19 protein-coding genes are annotated in these 18,578 nt (G+C 66.9%); 7 read left to right on the forward strand and 12 right to left on the reverse strand.

Annotated features, from left to right (window positions below):
• Nucleotides 1-18: 18 nt before the first annotated feature.
• From A9973_RS22530 to A9973_RS22545, 4 genes are read right to left on the reverse strand one after another with little or no spacing between them, the layout of a single operon-like run.
• Nucleotides 19-846, reverse strand: coding sequence for an IclR family transcriptional regulator C-terminal domain-containing protein (locus A9973_RS22530; RefSeq protein ID WP_183015894.1), 828 nt, complete (start codon nt 844-846; stop codon nt 19-21).
• Complete coding sequence (locus tag A9973_RS22535) at nt 846-1,487, reverse strand: 3-oxoacid CoA-transferase subunit B (RefSeq protein WP_183015895.1); 642 nt, start codon at nt 1,485-1,487, stop codon at nt 846-848. The genes A9973_RS22530 and A9973_RS22535 overlap by 1 nt, the downstream gene beginning before the upstream one ends.
• 10 nt (nt 1,488-1,497) lie before the next feature.
• Nucleotides 1,498-2,178 carry a 3-oxoacid CoA-transferase subunit A gene (locus A9973_RS22540; RefSeq protein WP_183015896.1) on the reverse strand — a complete coding sequence of 227 codons (681 nt, stop codon included), beginning with the start codon at nt 2,176-2,178 and terminating at the stop codon, nt 1,498-1,500.
• A gap of 46 nt (nt 2,179-2,224) precedes the next feature.
• Nucleotides 2,225-3,241, reverse strand: a complete 1,017-nt coding sequence (locus A9973_RS22545; protein ID WP_183015897.1) for a tripartite tricarboxylate transporter substrate binding protein — start codon at nt 3,239-3,241, stop codon at nt 2,225-2,227.
• A 352-nt stretch (nt 3,242-3,593) separates the two neighbouring features.
• Here A9973_RS22545 and A9973_RS22550 point away from each other — a divergent pair, with 352 nt between their 5' ends.
• The 7 genes from A9973_RS22550 (at nt 3,594) to A9973_RS22580 (ending at nt 10,859) form a co-directional block, all read left to right on the forward strand.
• The gene (locus tag A9973_RS22550) at nt 3,594-4,616 is read left to right on the forward strand and encodes an amino acid ABC transporter substrate-binding protein (protein ID WP_183015898.1); all 1,023 of its coding nucleotides are present in this window, start codon (nt 3,594-3,596) and stop codon (nt 4,614-4,616) included.
• A gap of 134 nt (nt 4,617-4,750) precedes the next feature.
• Nucleotides 4,751-5,617: an IclR family transcriptional regulator gene (locus A9973_RS22555; RefSeq protein ID WP_183015899.1), complete on the forward strand. Its 867-nt coding sequence runs from the start codon at nt 4,751-4,753 to the stop codon at nt 5,615-5,617.
• Nucleotides 5,618-5,903: 286 nt separating this feature from the next.
• Complete coding sequence (locus A9973_RS22560) at nt 5,904-6,812, forward strand: arginase family protein (RefSeq protein WP_183016014.1); 909 nt, start codon at nt 5,904-5,906, stop codon at nt 6,810-6,812.
• A gap of 41 nt (nt 6,813-6,853) precedes the next feature.
• A complete protein-coding gene (locus A9973_RS22565) occupies nt 6,854-7,642 on the forward strand; it encodes an ABC transporter substrate-binding protein (RefSeq protein ID WP_183015900.1) in 789 nt (262 codons plus the stop codon).
• A gap of 31 nt (nt 7,643-7,673) precedes the next feature.
• Nucleotides 7,674-8,366, forward strand: a complete 693-nt coding sequence (locus A9973_RS22570) for an amino acid ABC transporter permease (RefSeq protein ID WP_183015901.1) — start codon at nt 7,674-7,676, stop codon at nt 8,364-8,366.
• Nucleotides 8,367-8,370: 4 nt separating this feature from the next.
• The gene (locus tag A9973_RS22575; protein ID WP_183015902.1) at nt 8,371-9,123 is read left to right on the forward strand and encodes an amino acid ABC transporter ATP-binding protein; all 753 of its coding nucleotides are present in this window, start codon (nt 8,371-8,373) and stop codon (nt 9,121-9,123) included.
• A 176-nt stretch (nt 9,124-9,299) separates the two neighbouring features.
• Entirely contained in the window at nt 9,300-10,859 is a 1,560-nt protein-coding gene (locus A9973_RS22580) for an acetolactate synthase large subunit (RefSeq protein WP_183015903.1), read from the forward strand.
• Between the two features lie 12 nt (nt 10,860-10,871).
• On the opposite strand, the gene A9973_RS22585 is transcribed toward A9973_RS22580, so the two are convergent.
• The 8 genes from A9973_RS22585 to A9973_RS22620 form a co-directional block, all read right to left on the reverse strand.
• Nucleotides 10,872-11,582 carry an ABC transporter ATP-binding protein gene (locus tag A9973_RS22585; protein WP_183015904.1) on the reverse strand — a complete coding sequence of 237 codons (711 nt, stop codon included), beginning with the start codon at nt 11,580-11,582 and terminating at the stop codon, nt 10,872-10,874.
• Nucleotides 11,570-12,349, reverse strand: a complete 780-nt coding sequence (locus A9973_RS22590) for an ABC transporter ATP-binding protein (protein WP_183015905.1) — start codon at nt 12,347-12,349, stop codon at nt 11,570-11,572. The genes A9973_RS22585 and A9973_RS22590 overlap by 13 nt, the downstream gene beginning before the upstream one ends.
• Nucleotides 12,342-13,388, reverse strand: coding sequence for a branched-chain amino acid ABC transporter permease (locus A9973_RS22595; protein WP_183015906.1), 1,047 nt, complete (start codon nt 13,386-13,388; stop codon nt 12,342-12,344). The genes A9973_RS22590 and A9973_RS22595 overlap by 8 nt, the downstream gene beginning before the upstream one ends.
• Nucleotides 13,385-14,263: a branched-chain amino acid ABC transporter permease gene (locus A9973_RS22600; protein ID WP_183015907.1), complete on the reverse strand. Its 879-nt coding sequence runs from the start codon at nt 14,261-14,263 to the stop codon at nt 13,385-13,387. Before A9973_RS22600 ends, A9973_RS22595 begins: the two co-directional genes overlap by 4 nt.
• Before the next feature lie 17 nt (nt 14,264-14,280).
• Nucleotides 14,281-15,441: an ABC transporter substrate-binding protein gene (locus tag A9973_RS22605; RefSeq protein ID WP_183015908.1), complete on the reverse strand. Its 1,161-nt coding sequence runs from the start codon at nt 15,439-15,441 to the stop codon at nt 14,281-14,283.
• 31 nt (nt 15,442-15,472) lie between these two features.
• Nucleotides 15,473-16,318, reverse strand: a complete 846-nt coding sequence (locus tag A9973_RS22610) for an alpha/beta fold hydrolase (RefSeq protein WP_183015909.1) — start codon at nt 16,316-16,318, stop codon at nt 15,473-15,475.
• Nucleotides 16,315-17,874 carry a benzoate-CoA ligase family protein gene (locus A9973_RS22615; RefSeq protein ID WP_183015910.1) on the reverse strand — a complete coding sequence of 520 codons (1,560 nt, stop codon included), beginning with the start codon at nt 17,872-17,874 and terminating at the stop codon, nt 16,315-16,317. The genes A9973_RS22610 and A9973_RS22615 overlap by 4 nt, the downstream gene beginning before the upstream one ends.
• A 72-nt stretch (nt 17,875-17,946) precedes the next feature.
• The gene (locus tag A9973_RS22620) at nt 17,947-18,423 is read right to left on the reverse strand and encodes a DUF4863 family protein (protein ID WP_183015911.1); all 477 of its coding nucleotides are present in this window, start codon (nt 18,421-18,423) and stop codon (nt 17,947-17,949) included.
• Nucleotides 18,424-18,578: the final 155 nt, after the last annotated feature.

Here is an 18,578-nt window from a genome sequence, read left to right on the forward strand (position 1 = left end):
GCCGGTTGGCCGGGCCGCTTACGCGACCAGGAACTCCCCGATCCTTTCGACGGCCTGCTGCAAGGGCGGCAGGAACTCGTCCGTCAGCCGGTGCAGCGGCACCCGCGCGGCCTTGACACTGACGTTCACGGCGCCGCACGCCTTGCCGCTGGCCGAGCGCACGGGCACCGAAATCGCGCGCACGTTCAATTCCAGTTCCTGGTCGACCACCGCGTAGCCCTGCTCGCGGATGCGGGCCAGTTCGGCGCGCAGCTTCGCTTCCGTGGTCAGCGTGAATTCCGTATAGGGCTGCAGGTCGACCGCGGCGAAGTAGCGCGCCAGCGCGGGCTCGGGCAATTGCGCCAGCAGCACGCGCCCGATCGACGTGCAATACGCCGGCAAGCGGCTGCCCAGCCCCATCGACGTGGCCAGCAGGCGGTTCACTTCGGAGCGCGCCAGGTACAGCATCTCGTGGCCTTCCATGATGGCCAGCGCGCAGGTCTCGTTGACGGTGGCGCTTAGCTCTTCCAGCACGGGCTGGGCCAGCGAGACGAACGGCGTCGAAGAAAAATAGGCGTAGCCCAGGCCCAGGATACGCGGCGTCAGCACGTACAGCCGGCCGTGCTGCTCGGCAATGCCCAGCAGGATCAGCGTGTGCAGGCAGCGTTGCACGACGGCGCGCGGCAGCGCGGCGCGGCGGCTGAGTTCCGCCGCCGTCTGCGGATGGCGGCGCGTGCCGAACGCGCGGATCACATGCAGGCCGCGCGCCAGCGTCAGCATGTAATCCGGATCGCCGCGCAACTGGTCGGGATGGTCTTCCGCCGCAAGCGGGGCGGCGTAGCCGGGCGGGGGCAGGTTGGGTGGCATCAGCCTGCCCGCAGGGGCGCGCCGGTGCGGGTTTGCAGTTCTTTCAGCGTCATGCCGTCGATCATATCCCGAACCATGAGGCCGTCGGGCGTGACGTCGATGACGGCAAGGTCCGTGTAGATGCGGTCGACCACGCCGGCGCCGGTCAGCGGATACGTGCAGCGCTCGACGATCTTCGGATCGCCGTTCTTGCTGTTGTGCTCCATCATGATGAACACGCTGCGCGCGCCCACCGCCAGGTCCATCGCGCCGCCCACGGCCGGCGCTTCGCCCGGTTTGGCCAGCGACCAGTTGGCCAGGTCGCCGTTGGCCGCGACCTGCATGCCGCCCATGACGCAAATGTCCAGATGGCCGCCGCGCATCATCGCGAACGAATCCGCGTGGTGGAAATACGAGCCGCCGGCAAGCAGCGTCACTGGCTGCTTGCCGGCGTTGATCAGGTCCAGGTTGACGGCGTCGGCGGCCGGCGGCGGGCCCATGCCGAGGATGCCGTTTTCGCTGTGCAGCACGATCTCGCGGCCGGGGGGAAGATGGGCCGCCACCAGCACCGGCATGCCGATGCCCAGATTGACGTAGCTGCCGTCGGGGATGTCCAGGGCCAGGCGGCGCGCCATGGCCTCGCGGGTCAGGGGACGATGCATGAGGGTTCCTTCAGCTGGAAAAGGCGGCGTTGGCCACCTCGGTGACGCGCGCGACGAAGATGCCGGGCGTCACGACGGCTTCGGGCGGCAGTTCGCCCAGTTCCGCCTTGGCGCGCACTTGCACGATCGTGGTTTTGGCCGCCATGCACATGATGGGCCCGAAGTTGCGCGCGCTCTTGTGATAGGTCAGGTTGCCCCAGCGGTCGCCCTGGTCGGCTTTGACCAGCGCGAAGTCGCCGTGCAGCGGCGTTTCGAACACGTGGCCGCGGCCGTCGATGATGCGGGTTTCCTTGCCCGCGGCCAGTTCGGTGCCGTAGGCGGTGGGCGTGAAGAATCCGCCCAGCCCGGCGCCCGCCGCGCGCAGCCGTTCGGCGATGGTGCCTTGCGGCACGCATTCCAGTTCGATGCCGCCGCGGCGGTACAGGTCGTCGAAGACCCAGGAGTGCGACGCCTTGGGAAACGAGCAGATCACGCGGCGCACGCGCCCGGCCTTGATCAGCGCGGCCAGGCCGGTCTCGTGGTTGCCCGCGTTGTTGCTCACGACCGTGAGCTCGCGCGCGCCTTGGGCGATCAGGGCGTGGATCAGTTCGGTGGGCATGCCCGCGCCGCCGAAGCCGCTGATCAGCACCGTGGCGCCGTCGTGGATGTCCGAGACCGCGGCCTCGGGGGTGTCGATGAACTTGTTGATCATGGAGGACTCCGATCGGGCCGGGCGCGTTGCTGCGCCCGGTCCGCGTTCAATTCACGGTGATGCCGGCCTGCTTGATGATTTCGGCATAGCGCGCCGAATCCGTCTTCATCAGTTCCGCAAACTGCGCCGTGGTGCCGCTGACGGGCAGGAAGCCCGCGTCCACGAATTTCTGCTTCACGTCGGGTTCCTTGACGATCTCGGCGATCTCGCGCGCCATGCGTTCGATGATCGGCTTGGGCGTGCCGGCGGGCGCCATCAGGCCCGCCCAGGAACCCGTCACGAAGCCGGGCATGCCCGCTTCTTCCATCGTGGGGATGCCGGGCTCGGTGGGCCAGCGTTCCTTGCCCGTGAAAGCCAGCGCCTTCAGCCGGTTCTGCTTCACATACTGCATCGGCACCAGGATCGGGTCGAACACCATGGACACGCGGCCGCCCAGCAGGTCGGTCAGGATGGGGGCGCTGCCCTTGTAGGCCACGTGCGTCATCGTGAGCTTGTTCTGCAGCGCGAAATCGGCGCCGGTCAGGTGCGCGCTGGAGCCGTTTCCGCTGGAGGCGTAGGTCAGCTTGTCGGGGTTCTTGCGGCCGTAGGCGACCAGGTCGGCCACGGTCTTGACCGGCAGGTCTTCGGCAACGAACAGGAACAGCGGCAGGTCGGCCATCTGCACCACCGGCGTCAGGTCGGCGGGCGTGTAGGTCAGTTTGTACAGGTGGAAGTTGATGATGTAGGCCGGCAGCATGGACAGGAACGTGTAGCCGTCCGGGTCCGACTTGGCCGCGATGGCCGAGCCGACGCTGCTGTTGGCGCCCGGCCGGTTCTCGACGATGATCGTCTGCTTCAGGCGCGGACCCAGTTTTTCCATGACGATGCGGGTGACGATGTCGGTGGACCCGCCCGGCGTGTAGGGCACGATGATCTTGATGGGCTTGCTGGGCCAGTCGTCGGCCGCCTGGGCCAGGCCGGTACTCAGGCCCGCCGCGGCCAGCGCGGACAACAACAGGGTTTTCAGGGCGATGCGACGCCGCGCAGCGGCGGCGCGAGGCTGCGATTGTCTTGCTTGTGCCATGGATTGGTCTCCTCCATGAATCGGCCGAGTATCGATGCGCGCCCGGGGGTTTTTGTTGTGGCGCGATCGGCTTTTCTGTTGCGGCGCCGATGCCGCTGAGCGGACACCGGCGCGAAAAAAGTATGGCATGCAAGCCCTGTGCGGACGGCGAGGGACGGCCGGATAAAGTTCGATCACCGGACAAATCTGATAGGGCCTCCGATGGGCAGTCACTCGGGTTTCCTCTAGGCCCGATCGCGTTGTTCACGCCGTGGACATGTCGTAATCTGGCGGCCGGCCCGACAACGCCGGGCTCGGTTTCCGCCGGGACGCCTTACAAGGCTGCCCGGGCATCCATCTCAGGAGAGGCGACATGAAGCGGTCCATCTTGTTTGCAGCCGGCGCGATCGCCCTGGCTTGCGCGTCCCAGGCGGCGGTAGCCGGCCCCACGCTGGATGCGGTGAAGAAAAAAGGGTTCGTGCAGTGCGGCCTGACCGACGGCGTCTCCGGCTTCTCCGCCACCAACAGCAAGGGGGAATGGGAAGGCATGGACGTGGATATCTGCCGCGCGGTCGCCGCGGCCGTGTTCGGCGACTCCACCAAATTCAAGGGCACGGCGCTGTCGACCCAGCAACGCTTCACCGCGCTGCAATCGGGCGAAGTCGACGTGCTGCTGCGCACCGTCACGCTGACCCAGACGCGCGACACGTCGCTGGGCCTGTCGGCCGTTGCCGCCAGCTTCTATGACGGCCAGGGCATCCTGGTGAACAAGAAACTGGGCGTCAAGAGCGCCAAGGAACTGAACGGCGCCACCATCTGCGTGCAGCCGGGCACCACCACGGAACTGAACCTGGCCGACTGGTTCCGCGCCAACAAGATCGAATTCAAGCCGGTCGTGATCGACAAGGTGACCGAAGTCGTGCGCGCCTTCGAATCCGGCCGCTGCGATGCCTTCACCGACGACGCCTCGCAACTGGCCGCCGTGCGCGCGACCCAAGTGGCCAACCCCAACGACTACGAGATTCTGCCGGAACGCTTCTCCAAGGAACCACTGGGCCCCATGGTGCGCCAGGGCGACGAGAACTGGCTGGGCATCGTGCGCTGGACCTTGTTCGCGCTGCTGGAAGCCGAGGAGTACGGCATCACGCAGAAGAACGTGGACGAGATGCTGAAGAGCAACAACCCCAACGTGCTGCGCATCCTGGGCGTGACCCCGGGCGCCGGCAAGAACATGGGCGTAGACGAAAAGTGGGCCTATAACGCCATCAAGGCCGTGGGCAACTACAGCGAAATATTCGAGCGCAACGTCGGCAAGGACAGCAAGCTGGGCCTGCAGCGCGGCACGAACGCGCTGTGGAGCAACGGCGGCGCCATGTATCCGTGGCCGATCCGCTAGTGCGCAACCAATGCTGAAGACAGGCGGCCCGCATTGAGCGGGCCGTTTTTTTGCACGGATTATGCCATCGCTCTGCGATATGGCCGAACCGTAATGCGGTACGCTATGCGCTTTCCCCCTGCGCGCCGCGTGCCATGACCCAGACTCGAAATCCTGAGGATTCCCCGCTGTTCGTTGCCGCGCTGGCGCGCGGCATTTCTCTGCTGCGGGCGTTCAGCGAAGGGCAGCCGGCCATGACGCTGCCGGAGCTGGCCGACGCCACGGGGTTGAGCAAAAGCGCGGTGCAGCGCTTCACGCATACGCTGTGGACGCTTGGCTACCTGCGCAAGGACCCGGTCAGCAAGAAGTTTTCGCTGGCGCCGTGGTCGCTGGAGCTGGGCATGAACTATGTGCAGACCAGCCCGCTGGTGCTGGGCGGCAACCCGTTCCTGCATACGCTGAACCGCAATTGCCAGGAAACCTGCAGCCTGGCCGAGCCCGACGGGCTGGACATGGTCTATGTGGCGCGCTTCGCCACCCACAAGGAAATGTTCGTGAACATGCCGGTCGGCATGCGCTTGCCCTTGTACTGCACGGCGGCCGGCCGCGCCGTGCTGGCCAGGCTGGATCCGGCCGTCGCGCTGGACCTGCTGGAGCGCTGCGAACGCAAGCCCTATACGGCGAACACGGTCACCGGCATGGACGCCTTGCTGGCCGAACTGGATTTCGCGCGGCGTCACGGCTATGCGCGCTCCAACGGCGAGTTCTATCCCGGCGACATCACGGTCAGCGCGGCGGTGCTGGATGCCGGCGGAACGCCTTTGGGCGCGGTGAACGTTTCCGTGCCGTCAAGCCGCTGGTCCTTCGAACAGGCGCAAGCCGTCTTCGGCCCGCAAGTGGTCGAAACCGCGCACGCCATCAGTGCATCGCGCACGCTGGGTCGGTCCCACCCGTTCTATTTGATGGAGCCGCCGGGCGGCGCCTTGCGCGGCGCGATGCCGCCGGCGGGCGACGAGGCCTGACCGGACGGCGCCTGCCGCATACCGGTGCGCCGCCCGCACCACGGCGGAGCGTCTTTGTGCCTATTCCCTACTGATTTAGTCAACTAAATTTTTAGCCGCTAGGGGGAACTCCCTAATTGGCCGCCTGGGTTCTTGCTTGATATTCTATTTATGACACGAACGTATCGCACAGCGATTTGTTCGAATCTAAATAGAGCTTGCGTCGGTCTTCCGCCGACGAGGTCTGCCAAGGAGCCGCGCTGTGCCGCAGTCATCTGAAGTCAGTTTCACTCCCGTTGCCGGATTCATGGGCCTGCCGTCGACCCGGGACGCCGGGTCAGGCAAGGCGCGAGCCTGCGTGGTCGGCATCCCGTTCGATTGCGGCACGCATCCGTTCCGCGTGGGGTCGCGGCAGGGGCCTGACGCGATCCGCGAACAATCCAGGCTGCTGCGCCCCGTCGACATCTTCCGGCGCAACGGCATCGACAATCCGCCCGAATTCCTGCGCGCGGTCGACGTGGGCAACGTCGTCTGCCATCCCGGCGATCCGGACGCGTCCTATCCGCTGATCGAGGCCGGCATCGGCGCCATCCTGGACGCCGGCGCCATCCCGATCTCGATGGGGGGCGACGGCGCAGTGACGCTGCCGCAACTGCGCGCCGTGGCGCGCCGCCATCCCGATTTCGTCGTGCTGCATTTCGATTCGCACACCGACACCTATCCCATCCCCGGCTACAACACGGCCACGACCTTCACGCGGGCCGCCGAAGAGGGGTTGCTGGACGTCGCTTCAAGCTTCCATGTGGGCACGCGCGGCAGTTCATTCATGCCCGGGGTGCTGGAATTCGGGCGCGAGGTCGGCTACACGATCGTCCCCTACGACGACTTCGACCAGGACCAGAAGGCGACGCTGGCGGACATCAAGCAGCGCATCGGCCAGCGCCCGGTCTACCTCTGCTTCGATATGGACATCTTCGATCCCTCCTGCGCGCCGGGCGTCTGCACGCCGGAGTGGGGCGGGCTGTCGGCCAAGGAAGGGCTGGCGCTGCTGCGCCAGCTTGCCGGCCTGAATTTCGTGGCGTTCGACGTCAATACCGTGTCGCCGCCGCAAGACGTGCAGGGGGCCACGGCCTTCCTGGCCGCCACCGTGATGCAGGAATTCTGCGCGTTGGCGGCGGTAGCGGTGCAGCAGTACCCGCAAGGGCGACCGGCCTGAGCCGGCGCACCTGCGGCATTCATTCATCCAAGGGGAAAACGATGAAACTCAAATCCATCCTGATGGGCGTGGCCGCGGCCAGCCTGCTGATCCAATCCGGCGCGCAGGCGCGCACGTTGGACGAAGTGCGCGCCGACAAGAGCCTGGCCGTCGTCACCACCGCTTCCGCGCCGCCGCACGGGTTCAAGAACCCGAAGTCGAACCAGCTGGAAGGCATCATGGTGGACGTGGCCGCCGGCGTGGCCAAGCACTTGAAAGTGTCCGACAAGCTGTCCGACGTGCCGTTCTCCGGCTTGATCCCGACGCTGACTTCCGGCCGCGCCGACGTCATGTCCGCGCCGCTCTTCATCACGGAAGAGCGCGCGCGCGCCATCGATTTCTCGGCGCCGGTCTACGAGTGGGGCGAGGGCGTGGTGGTCAGCGACAAGGCGGCGAAGAAGTACGCCAAGTTCGAAGACATGCAGGGGCAACGCGTGGGCGTGCTGGTGGATTCGGTCCAGTTCAACATGATCAAGGACATGCCGGGCACCAAGGTCACGACCTATCAGGACTACTCGACCTTGCTGGCCGACGTGCGCGCCGGGCGCATCGACCTGGGCATCGTGGATCCGCCCAGCATCATCTACCAGATCCAGACCAAGAACATCCCGGGGGTGAAGCTGGACACCGGCTACCAGCCGCAACGCAAGTGGCAGGTCGGCATGGCCGTGCAGAAGGGCAACGCCGCGCTGCTTGCGGCCGTCAACGACGCGCTGGCCGAGATGCGCAAGAACGGGGAAATGGCGGCCATCGGCAAGAAGTGGGGCGTGTCGGACCTGATCAGCAAGTAAGCGCCGCAACGGCACGGATAAGGAGCACGATTTGGATCTCGCTACGCTGCGCATGTACCTGACCCCTCTGGCCGAGGGCACGGTCTGGACTTTGGCGCTTTTCTTCTGTTCGGCCTTCCTGGCGGTGGCGTTGGGCCTGATCGTCTGCTTGTGCCGCCTGTCGTCGTCGCGGGTATTGAGCCGCGGTGCGCGCTTCTACATCGAAGTGATACGCGGCACGCCGCTGCTGCTGCAACTGTTCTACATCTACTACGGCCTGCCCGAGATGGGGGTGGTGATCAACGGGTTCGTCGCCGGCGTGCTGGGCCTGACGCTGAACTTCGGCGCCTATCTGGCCGAGCTGTTCCGAAGCGGCATCCAGTCGGTGGACACCGGCCAGTACGAGGCGGCGCGCGCCCTCGGCCTGCGCAAGGTGCAGCGGCTGCGCCGCATCGTGCTGCCGCAGGCGTTGCGCACGGTATTCCCGGCGCTGGGCAACTATGCGCTGGTGCTGATCAAGGAGACGTCGCTGGTCGCCGTCATCAGCGTGTACGAACTGATGCGGGCGGGCGAGATGCTGGCCGGCGCGACGTTCCAGGCGCTGACGGTCTACACGATGGTGGGCGTCATCTACTTCGCCATGTGCAGCGTGCTGTCGTATCTGTTCAGGCGGTCCGAAAAGCGCCTGACGGTGCCGGGCTACTGGAGCGGCGCCGGCGAGAACCATGACATTTCCAAGGCCTGACACGATGAACGCAACGAATGCCGCAGCCCCGATCATCACCATGCAGGGCGTCAGCAAATGGTATGGCGACTTCCAGGTGCTGGACGACCTGGCGCTGGAAGTGTCGCCCGGAGAAAAACTGATCCTGTGCGGCCCGTCCGGTTCGGGCAAGTCCACCACGATCCGCCTCCTGAACCGCCTGGAGGAGCACCAGAAAGGCCGGATCGTGGTCGACGGGATCGAACTCAATGAAGACGTGAAGAACATCGAGCGGATCCGCGCGGAAGTCGGCATGGTGTTCCAGCACTTCAACCTGTTTCCGCATCTGACGGTGCTGGAGAACTGCACGCTGGCGCCCCTGCTGGTCAAGGGCGTGCCGGCGGACGAGGCCCGGTCGCGCGCCATGGACTACCTGGAACGGGTGCGGATCCCGCAGCACGCGGACAAGTATCCCGGCCAGTTGTCCGGCGGGCAGAAGCAGCGCGTGGCGATCGCGCGCGCCTTGTGCATGCAGCCCAAGATCATGCTGTTCGATGAACCGACCTCGGCCCTGGATCCCGAGATGGTCAAGGAAGTGCTGGACACGATGGTCGCGCTGGCCCGGGACGGCATGACCATGGTCTGCGTCACCCATGAAATGGGGTTTGCGCGGGAAGTCGGCGACCGGGTCGTCTTCATGGACCAGGGGGCGATCGTCGAGGCCGACACGCCGGAGAATTTCTTCAATGCGCCCCGGTCTGAACGGGCGCAGGCGTTCCTGGGGCAGATACTGGGCTGACGCCGTCCGCGCGGTTACGCTAATTCCGGCTGGCGGAACGCGGCGGGCGGCACCGGAATGGTTCCATCCCCGCAAGCGGAACTGGCTCTATCGCGTTTTTGATACGCTACCTATCATGCATATCAGGCGGGCGCGCATGCGCCCGCATCGCCATTTGAAAACGACTAGGGAAAATCATGAACGGCGCTGACAGTCTTTGCGACACCTTGCTGGCCAACGATGTGGACGTTTGCTTCGCCAACCCCGGCACGTCCGAAATGCACTTTGTCGCGGCCTTGGATCGCAAGCCCAAGATGCGTTGCGTGCTGGGCCTGTTCGAAGGCGTGGTGACGGGCGCGGCGGACGGCTATGCGCGCATGGCCGACAAGCCGGCGGCGACCCTGCTGCACCTGGGCCCGGGCCTGGGCAACGGCCTGGCCAACCTGCACAACGCCAAGCGCGCCCGCACCCCCATGGTCAACATCGTGGGTGACCACGCCACCTATCATGTCCAATACGACGCGCCGCTGACCAGCGACGTCGAAGGCGTGGCGCGCCCGATGTCGCACTGGGTCAAGCGCACGATGACCGCCGCCGCGGTATCCGAAGACGCCGCTGAAGCCATCGGCGTGGCGCGCCGGTCGCCGGGCAACATCGCCACCCTGATCCTGCCCGCAGATGCGGCCTGGACGGACCTGCCGGACAACGCGCCGGCGCCGGTGCTCGTCAAGGACGCCGCCCTGGCGCTGACGTCGCCCGAGGCCGTGCGCGCCGCTGCCGACGCGATCCGCTCGGGCGAGACGACGGTGCTGATGCTGGGCGGGGCTGCGCTGCGCGAACGTGCGCTGAACGCCGCGGGCCGCATCGCGCGCGCCACCGGCGTGCGCCTGATGTCGGAAACGTCGAACCGCCGCATCGAGCGGGGCGGCGACCGCACGCCCGTCGACCGCCTGCCATATCCCATCGACCTGGCGGTGGCCAAGCTGAAAGACGTCAAGCATCTGGTGCTGGCGGGTGCCAAGGCGCCGGTGGGCTTCTTCGCGTATCCGGGCAAGCCCAGCCTGCTGGCGCCGCCGGACAGCAACCAGGTTGTGCTGGCGACCGCCGAACAGGATCTGGCGCAGGCGCTGGAATGGCTGGCGGACGAATTGGGCATCGCCGCGGATGCGCCGCGCCTGGCTACGCCGGCGGCCAACTACGAGGTCCCGGCATCGGGCAAGCTGACCGGCGCCGCCGTGAACATCCTGATCGCGCACACCCTGCCCGAACAGGCCATTGTGTGCGACGAGTCCATCACGCAGGGGCGTGAATTCCCCATCTACAGCGCCAGCAGCGCGCCGCACGACTGGCTGATGCTGACCGGCGGCGCGATCGGCATCGGCCTGCCGCTGGCGACCGGCGCCGCCGTGGCGTGCCCAGACCGCAAGGTCATCACGCTGCAGGCCGACGGCAGCGGCATGTACACCTTGCAGGCGCTGTGGACGCAGGCGCGCGAAAACCTGGATTGCCTGACGGTGATCCTGGCCAACCGTTCCTACGCCACGCTGCATGGCGAAATGAAGAACGTGGGCGTGAAGGAACCGGGCCGCAACGCGCGCCGCATGCTGGACCTGGAAGAGCCCTATCTGGACTGGACGCACCTGGCGCGCGGCATGGGGGTCGAAGCGGTCAGCGTGGATACGGTGGAAGGCTTCGCCCGCGCGCTGGCCGACGGCCTGAAGCGCCGTGGCCCTTTCCTGATCGAAGCCGTCATCTAAGGCGGCTTCGCGCTAGACGCCCAGATAGCGCGTCAGCTGTTCCGGTTGCCGGGCCAGTGACGCGCTGTCGCCGTCCTGCACGATCAGGCCTTTCTCCATCACCAGGCAGCGGTCGGTGTGTTCGAGCACCGCGCGGTAGTTGCGGTCCACGATCAGGGCCGACATGCCGGTGGCGCGGATCTGGCGGATGATCTTCCAGATCTCCGCCACGATCAGCGGCGCCAGCCCCTCGGTGGCTTCGTCCAGGATCAGCAGGTCGGGGTTGGTCATCAGCGCCCGGCCGATGGCCAGCATCTGCTGTTCGCCGCCCGACAACTGCTGCCCGCCATGCCCCAGCCGTTCCCGCAACCGCGGAAAGGTGTCCAGCACACGCGTATACGTCCAGTCCTGCCCGCCGCGCACGCCTGGGCGCGCCGCCACCTGCAGGTTCTCGCGCACGTTCAGGTTGGGGAAGATCCCGCGCCCTTCGGGCACATAGGCCAGGCCCAGCCGCGCGATCGTGTGGGGCTGGGCATGCGTGCAGTCCCGGCCGCCGACGCGCACCTGGCCTTGCGCGCTTTTTACCTGCCCCATCAGGCTGCGGATCAGCGTGGTCTTGCCCATGCCGTTGCGTCCCACCAACCCGACGGATTCGCCCGGCGCGATGTGCATGTCCACGCCGCGCAATACGTGGCTGGCGCCGTAATACACATGCAGGCCGCCCGCTTCGATCAGTGCATGCATGCGGCGCCTCCTTCCGTGTCCAGGTCTTCGCCCAGGTAGGCCGTGCGCACTTCCGCGTTGGCGCGGATCTGGGCCGGCGTGCCGCTGGCGATGGCGGTGCCGTTGACCATCACGGTGATGGTCTCGGCGATGCGGAACACGGCGTCCATGTCGTGCTCCACCAGCAGGATCGCATGGCCGGCCTTCAAGGTCTGAAGCAGGTCCAGGATGCGATCCGTCTCTTCGGGGCCCATGCCCGCCAGGGGCTCGTCCAGCAGCAGCACCTGCGGTTCGCCCGCCAGGCACATGGCGATTTCCAGCTGGCGCTTGCGGCCATGGGGCAGCAGGCCGGCGGCGCGCGCGGCATCGTCGGCCAAGCCCGTGCGTTCCAGCGCGTGGCGCGCCAGATCCGCGCTGCGCCGGCAATCCGAGGCCTGCCGCCACCAGTGCCAGAAACGCTGGCGGCCGGCTTGCGCTGCCAGCCGGCAGTTCTCGAACACGCTGAGTTCGGGGAACAAGGTGGACCGCTGATAGCTGCGCCCCAGGCCCGCGCGCGCCCGTTCGGGCTGTCGCCAGGCGGTGATGTCGCGTCCGCCCAGCATGACCTGGCCGCTGCAGGGCGCCAGTTCGCCCGACAGGATGTTGATCAGCGTGGATTTGCCCGCGCCATTGGTGCCGATCACGGCGTGCACTTCGCCGCGGGCCAGGCCAAGCGAGACGCCGTTGACGGCCGTCAGGCCGCCGAAGCGGCGCGTGACGGCGGACGCGGCAAGCAAGAGGTCAGACATGGGGTTCTCCCTGGATCGGAAGGCGGGCAGGGGCACGGGCGGCGCCGGGCGTGGACGCGCCGGTGCGCGCGTTCGCCGCCGGCGCGTCGCGGCGCCGCCGCCATTGCGCCGGCAGTCCCGCGATGCCGTTGGGCAGCAGCGCCACCAGCGCGATGATGGCCAGCCCCAAGGGCAGGTGCCAGTGACGGGCGTAGTCGCTGAACAGCGCCTGCGACTGGAACAGCTCCTGCATCAGCACCAGCGCGACCGTGCCGGTCACGGCGCCGCCCAGGCTGGCCATGCCGCCCAGGATCACCATCAGCAGCACCAGCCCGGATTGTTCCCACGCCAGCAGCTCGGGCGTGACGAAGCCGTCTTTCAGCGCGAACAGGAAACCCGCCAGGCTGGCCAGCGTGGCGCCCACGACGTAGGCGGTCAGCTTGTACGGAAAGGTCGAATAGCCGGCCGCCCGCATGCGCTGTTCATTGATGCGGATGCCCGCCAGGGCGTGGCCGAAGGGCGAGCGCCGCAGCAGCGCCAGGAACGCCCAGGAAAGCGCCAGGCAGGCCAGCACGAAGTAATAGAACGTCGTCGCGTCGCCCAGGTCAAACGGCATCCAGCCGGCCAGTCGGAGCTCGGGCCGGAAGTACAGGTAGATGCCGTCGCTGCCGCCGCCGATCTTGGTGTCGTGGAACACGTAGTAGGCCATCTGCGCGAACGCCAGCGTGACCATGATGAAGTACACGCCGCGCGTGCGCAGCGCCAAGGCGCCGGTCACGGCGGCGTAGGCCGCCGCGGCCAGCAGGGCCGCCGGCAGCAGCCACCACAGGTTTGCGGCTTCAGACTCCGGCGACAGCAGCGCCGCCGCGTAGGCGCCGATACCGAAGAAGGCCGCGTGGCCCAGGCTGACCAGCCCTGCGCCGCCGACCAGCAGCTGCAGGCTCAGCGCGAAGATGGCGTAGATCATGACCTTGATCGCCAGGCCGGTGTAGTAGTCGCTGCCGCTCCAGGCGAAGGCGGCCAGCGCCAGCAGCGTCGCAACGGGTAGGAGTCTTGTCATGGCTTGAACAACCCTTCGGGCTTGCAAAGAAGAATGAAGGCCATCAGCAGGTACACGAGCACGCCCGCCGCGGACGGGAACAGCACCTGGCCGAAAGTCTCGACGAAACCCACCAGCATCGCGGCCAGGAACGCGCCGCGGATCGACCCGATGCCGCCGATCACGACCACCACGAAGCAGATGATCAGCACGCCGTTGCCCATGCCGGGATACACCGACGACACGGGTGCGGCGATGGTGCCGGCCAGCGCGGCCAGCGCCACTCCCGCCGCGAACACCAGCCGGTACAGCTTGTTGACGTCGATGCCCAGCGAGGCGGTCATGTCGCGGTTGCTGGCGCCGGCGCGCAGCATCATGCCCAGGCGCGTGCGCGCGATCACCCAATACAGCAGCAGCGCCACCGCGATGCCCACTGCCGAGATGAACAGCCGGTAGACCGGATACGTCATCACGCCGCCCAGCGAGATGCTGCCTTGCAGCCAGGCGGGCAGCGGCACGCCGTGCACGTCGTTGCCGACCAGGATGCTGCGCAATTCCTCGAAGACCAGGATCAGGCCGTAGGTCATCAGCACCTGCTGCAAATGGTTGCGGCGGTACAGGTAGCTGAAAAACGCCGCTTCCAGGAAGTACCCCAGCACGGCGGCCAGCGCCACGCACACGACCAGCGTTGCGACGAAGCCGCCGCCCAGCCAGCGGTCGACCACCGGCCCCAGCGCGAACGCCATGTAGGCGCCGATCATGTAGAAACTGCCATGGGCAAGATTGATGATGCCCATGATGCCGAAGATCAGCGTGAGTCCGCTGGCCACCAGGAACAGCAGCAAGCCGTACTGGAACGCGTTCAGGCTTTGGATGAGCAGGATGCTGATGTCCATGGGGCCTCCCTGTGGCGTCAGAGCTTGCAGCCGCGGGCCGGGTCGGCCAGCTTCTTGATGGCGACCTCCACGACCTTGTTCTCCAGCCCGTCCACGCGGCGCAGATAGATGTCCTGCACCGGGTTGCCGGCGGCCGACAAGGTGAAGGGGCCGCGCGGGCTGTCCACCGTGGCGCCGCGCATGGCGCTGCGGAAATCGGCCTTTTTGGCGAAGTCGCCCTTGACGGCGGACAGGCCCGACTGCATCAGCTGCGCGGCGTCATAGCCCTGCACGGCGTACACGTCCGGCTGCGCGTTGTAGTTCTTGGCATAGTCGGCGCGGAAAGCGTTGTCGCGCGGCGTGTTCAGGCCGTCGGCATAGTGCAGCGTGGTCAGCAGGCCTTGCGCCGACGCGCCCTGCGCCTGCAAGGTGCCGTCCGTCAGGAAGCCCGACCCGTACAGGGGAATGGTCTTGTCCAGCCCCGCGGCGTGATAGTCCTGCACGAACTTCACCGCGCCGCCGCCCGCGAAGAACGTGAAGACCATGTCGGGCTTGGTCGCGGCGATCTCGGTCAAGAGCGACTGGAATTCCACGTTGGGGAACGGCAGGCTCAGTTCCTTGACGACCTTGCCGCCCGCTTTTTCGAAACCTTCCTTGAAGCCGCCGATGGCCTCGTCGCCCGCGGCGTATTTCCACGTGATGGTGACCGCCGTCTTGTGGCCCTTGGCGAAGGCGACCGGACCCATCGCGTAGGCGGGCTGCCAGTTGGTGAAGGACGTGCGGAAGATGCCGGGGCCGCACAGCGGGCCGGTGATGGCGTTGGCGCCGGCATTCGTCACGATCAGGGTGGTGTCGCTGTCTTTGGCGGCCTTGGCCAGCGCCATCGCCACGCCCGAGTGCACGGTGCCGATCAGCACGTCGACCTGGTCGCGCTTGATCAGGCGGTTGGCGTTTTCCGCGGCCTTGGCGGGGTTGGACTCGTCGTCCACCTTGAAGTATTCGATCTCGCGCCCGCCCAGCTTGCCGCCTTGCTCGGCGACATACAGCTTGAAGCCGTTCTCGATGGCGTTGCCGAGCGCGGCGTAGGTGCCGCTATAGGGCAGCATGAAGCCGACTTTGATCTTGTCGGCGGCTTGCGCGCCGCCAGCAGCAAACGTCAGGGCCGCGGCAATGGCAACCCGGGTCAGGGCGTGGTTCATGGTTTGTCTCCGTGCTTGTCATGGGCTGGCGTCAAGGCCGGCCGGGTTTGTCCAACGCGCCGACGAAGTCGGCGACGGCCTGGATAACAATGGCGGGCTGGTCCTTGTGCGGCGAATGGCGGCAGTCGGGAATCTCCAGCAGCACGGTCTGCGGCGCATGGCGGCGGATGCCGCGTATCTGCGCCAGCGAACCGTACTCGTCGTCCACGCCCTGGATCGCCAGCACGGGGCAGGCGATGCGGGGCAGATAGTCTTCGATGTTCCAGCGGCGGAATTCGGGGTCCAGCCAGATGTCGTTCCAGCCCCAGAACGCCGAATCCACGTCCTCGTGGTAGCGGGCCAGCCGGCCGCGCAGGTCCGTGTCCAGATAGGCCTGGCGCGCCTGCGCGATGTTCGCGACCGTCACGTCCTCGACGAACGTGTGCGGCGCGGCCACCACGATGCCGGCGACGGCGTCCGGGTGCATGGCGGCGTATAACAGCGCGATGGAGCCGCCGTCGCTATGGCCGAACAGCACCGGCTTGTCGCGGCGGGTGTCCACGCCCAAGGCGGCGAACAAGGCGGGCAGCACGTCGCGCGCCTCGCGGTGCATGAAGTCCACGGGCCATTTTTCCTGCGGCGGGCGCGGCGTGGATTGTCCGTAGCCGTAGCGCGACACGACCAGCCCGCGGCATCCGGCGGCTTCGCAGACCTCTGCCGGCCAGTCCTTCCACATGGCGACCGATCCCAGGCCTTCGTGCAGGAACACCAGCAACGGCGCGGTGGCGCGATCGGGTGCGATCCACAGGCACTCCAGGCGCAGCGCGCGGCCGGCGGCGTCGACATCGGCGAAGGCAGGGCGCAGGCTGGGCGTGGTGATGGCCGAGGCGGCATTCACAGCGTCGCCTCTTCAAGCTGGCGCAGGCGGAACCGCTGGATCTTGCCGGTGGCGGTCTTGGGCAGCTCTTCGGTGAAATTGATCTGGCGCGGATACTTGAAGGGCGCTAGGTGCTGCTTCACATAGTTCTGCAGCGCGGCGCCCGTACTGGCGTCCGGTTCGAAACCCGGCCGCAGCACGACGTAGGCTTTCGTCTTGACCAGCCCGTCGTGATCCGGCACGCCGATCACGGCGGCTTCCAGCACGGCCTCGTGCTGCACCAGGATGTTCTCGACTTCCACCGGCGACACGTACTGGCCGCTGACCTTGATCATGTCGTCGCTGCGGCCCGCATAGGTGTAGTAGCCGTCGGTGTCGCACGTGTACTTGTCGCCGCTTTTCAGCCAATCGCCCAGGAAGCACTGGCGCGTCTTGTCGCGGTTGTTCCAGTACATCAGCGCGGCGCTGGGGCCTTTGATGTAGAGGTCGCCGATGGCGCCGGGCTCGACCGGCGCGCCGTTCTCATCGCGCAACTGCACTTCGTAGCCGGGCACGGGTTTGCCGGTGGTGCCGTAGCGCAACTGCCCGCTCTGGTTCGAAATGAAAATGTGCAGCATCTCGGTCGAACCGATGCCGTCCAGGATTTCACAGCCGAAATGCCGCGTGAAGCGTTCGCCGATGTCGCGCGGCAGCGCTTCGCCGGCCGACGTGCAGACCCGCATCGCCACCTGTGCGCGCGGCGGCAGTTCGGGCGACGCGAGCATGCTGGCGTAGAGCGTGGGCACGCCATAGAACACGGTGGGGCGATGCTGCGTCAGGCGCTGGAAGACAGCCTGCGGCGTGGGCCGTTCGCCCATCAGCACCACGGTGGCGCCGACGGACAGGGGGAATGTCAGGCCGTTGCCCAGGCCATAGGCGAAAAACAGTTTGGCCGCCGAAAACACCACGTCGTCTTCGCGGATGCCCAGCACCGGCTTGGCATAGAGTTCGGCCGTGTGCCACAGGTTGCCGTGGGTGTGGACCACGCCTTTGGGTTTGCCGGTGGATCCCGACGAATACAGCCAGAAGGCGATTTCGTCGGACAGCGTGCGGACGGCGGGCGCGATCGGCGCGGCGGCCAGCAGCGATTCGAATTCATGGGCATGGGCGGGCAGGGCGGCCGTGGGCTGCGATACCACCACGTGTTCGGCATCGGCCGGCGCCTGGGCCAGCGCCGCCTGCAGGACAGGCAGCAGCGCGCCCGAGACGAACACGGCACGCACCCGGCTGTGCGCCAGGATGTAGGCATAGTCGTCCGCCGTCAGCAGCGTGTTGACGGCCACGGGCACCACGCCGGCATGCAGCGCCCCCAGGAACACGATGGGCCAATCGGCCGTGTCCTGCATCAGCAGCAGGATGCGCTCTTCGCGGCGCAGCCCCAGTTGGCGCAGGGCGCCCGCCATACGGGCCACCCGCGCCGCCAGTTCGCCGTAGCTCAATTGGCGCGTGTCGTCGATGTAGGCCGGCTTGGCGGCCCGGGGCGCGTTCAGCGCGGCCAGGTGGCTGGCGAAGTTCAGTTCGGCGGGGCAGGTGTTCACGGTTGTCTCCTGATGTCCTGGTGGGGGCGGGCCATGGCATTGTTTTTTTGTCGCCTGGCTGCGGGCGCGGGGCTAGGTGCCGGGCCGCGTGAATTCGATGGCGCCGCCGGGCAGCAGATACAGCACCAGGGCGCGGCCTTGGGTGACGGTCGGGCTGTGCGCGCTGCCGGGGCCGTAGACCAGCCAGCCGGCGCCGTGCCCGTCGAAGCGGGCGTCGCCGGTCAGCGGCATGATCAGGTCGATTTCGCCGTTGGGATGGGCGTGGTGCGGACCGGCCAGGTCGTCCATGTCGACGACGTCCACCGAACAGCCGGCCAGGTCTTCGGCGGGCTTGATGACGCGGCCGTAGCGGATGCCGCCGCCTTCCCGGTTGCACATCCAACCGTCGGCCACGCCCTGCCTACAGGCGGCGAAGATGTTCTGGTACAGCGTGCTTTCGGGGCCGGCTTCGCGGTTCAGCCGCGTTTGCAGCCCCCCGTCCAGCGGCTGGCCCGACACCAGGCGCGTGGCCTCGCGCATCAGGGCATGGAATTGATCTGGCGTGCTCACCGGGACTCCTCCTTTACACTGTCGGCGCCTGAGAGGCGGCATGAAATCAAGTGCTGCTTTTTTGCACACCTGGGCGGCTCGGAACTGCTTTGAGGAAAAATAGTGCTTCCACTGGATTGGGTCAAGCACTATAGTGCATAAAACTAGGCTTATCA

Source organism: Achromobacter sp. UMC46 (genome assembly GCF_014170335.1).
GTDB lineage: Bacteria > Pseudomonadota > Gammaproteobacteria > Burkholderiales > Burkholderiaceae_B > Achromobacter.

Coding starts and splice junctions, on each gene's coding strand:
- A9973_RS22580 (WP_183015903.1), top strand. CDS start 9,300: ATGAACGGCGCTGACAGTCTTTGCGACACCTTGCTGGCCAACGATGTG.
- A9973_RS22540 (WP_183015896.1), bottom strand. CDS start 2,178: ATGATCAACAAGTTCATCGACACCCCCGAGGCCGCGGTCTCGGACATC.
- A9973_RS22545 (WP_183015897.1), bottom strand. CDS start 3,241: ATGGCACAAGCAAGACAATCGCAGCCTCGCGCCGCCGCTGCGCGGCGT.
- A9973_RS22575 (WP_183015902.1), top strand. CDS start 8,371: ATGAACGCAACGAATGCCGCAGCCCCGATCATCACCATGCAGGGCGTC.
- A9973_RS22535 (WP_183015895.1), bottom strand. CDS start 1,487: ATGCATCGTCCCCTGACCCGCGAGGCCATGGCGCGCCGCCTGGCCCTG.
- A9973_RS22585 (WP_183015904.1), bottom strand. CDS start 11,582: ATGCATGCACTGATCGAAGCGGGCGGCCTGCATGTGTATTACGGCGCC.
- A9973_RS22565 (WP_183015900.1), top strand. CDS start 6,854: ATGAAACTCAAATCCATCCTGATGGGCGTGGCCGCGGCCAGCCTGCTG.
- A9973_RS22560 (WP_183016014.1), top strand. CDS start 5,904: ATGGGCCTGCCGTCGACCCGGGACGCCGGGTCAGGCAAGGCGCGAGCC.
- A9973_RS22595 (WP_183015906.1), bottom strand. CDS start 13,388: ATGACAAGACTCCTACCCGTTGCGACGCTGCTGGCGCTGGCCGCCTTC.
- A9973_RS22600 (WP_183015907.1), bottom strand. CDS start 14,263: ATGGACATCAGCATCCTGCTCATCCAAAGCCTGAACGCGTTCCAGTAC.
- A9973_RS22530 (WP_183015894.1), bottom strand. CDS start 846: ATGCCACCCAACCTGCCCCCGCCCGGCTACGCCGCCCCGCTTGCGGCG.
- A9973_RS22590 (WP_183015905.1), bottom strand. CDS start 12,349: ATGTCTGACCTCTTGCTTGCCGCGTCCGCCGTCACGCGCCGCTTCGGC.
- A9973_RS22555 (WP_183015899.1), top strand. CDS start 4,751: ATGACCCAGACTCGAAATCCTGAGGATTCCCCGCTGTTCGTTGCCGCG.
- A9973_RS22550 (WP_183015898.1), top strand. CDS start 3,594: ATGAAGCGGTCCATCTTGTTTGCAGCCGGCGCGATCGCCCTGGCTTGC.
- A9973_RS22605 (WP_183015908.1), bottom strand. CDS start 15,441: ATGAACCACGCCCTGACCCGGGTTGCCATTGCCGCGGCCCTGACGTTT.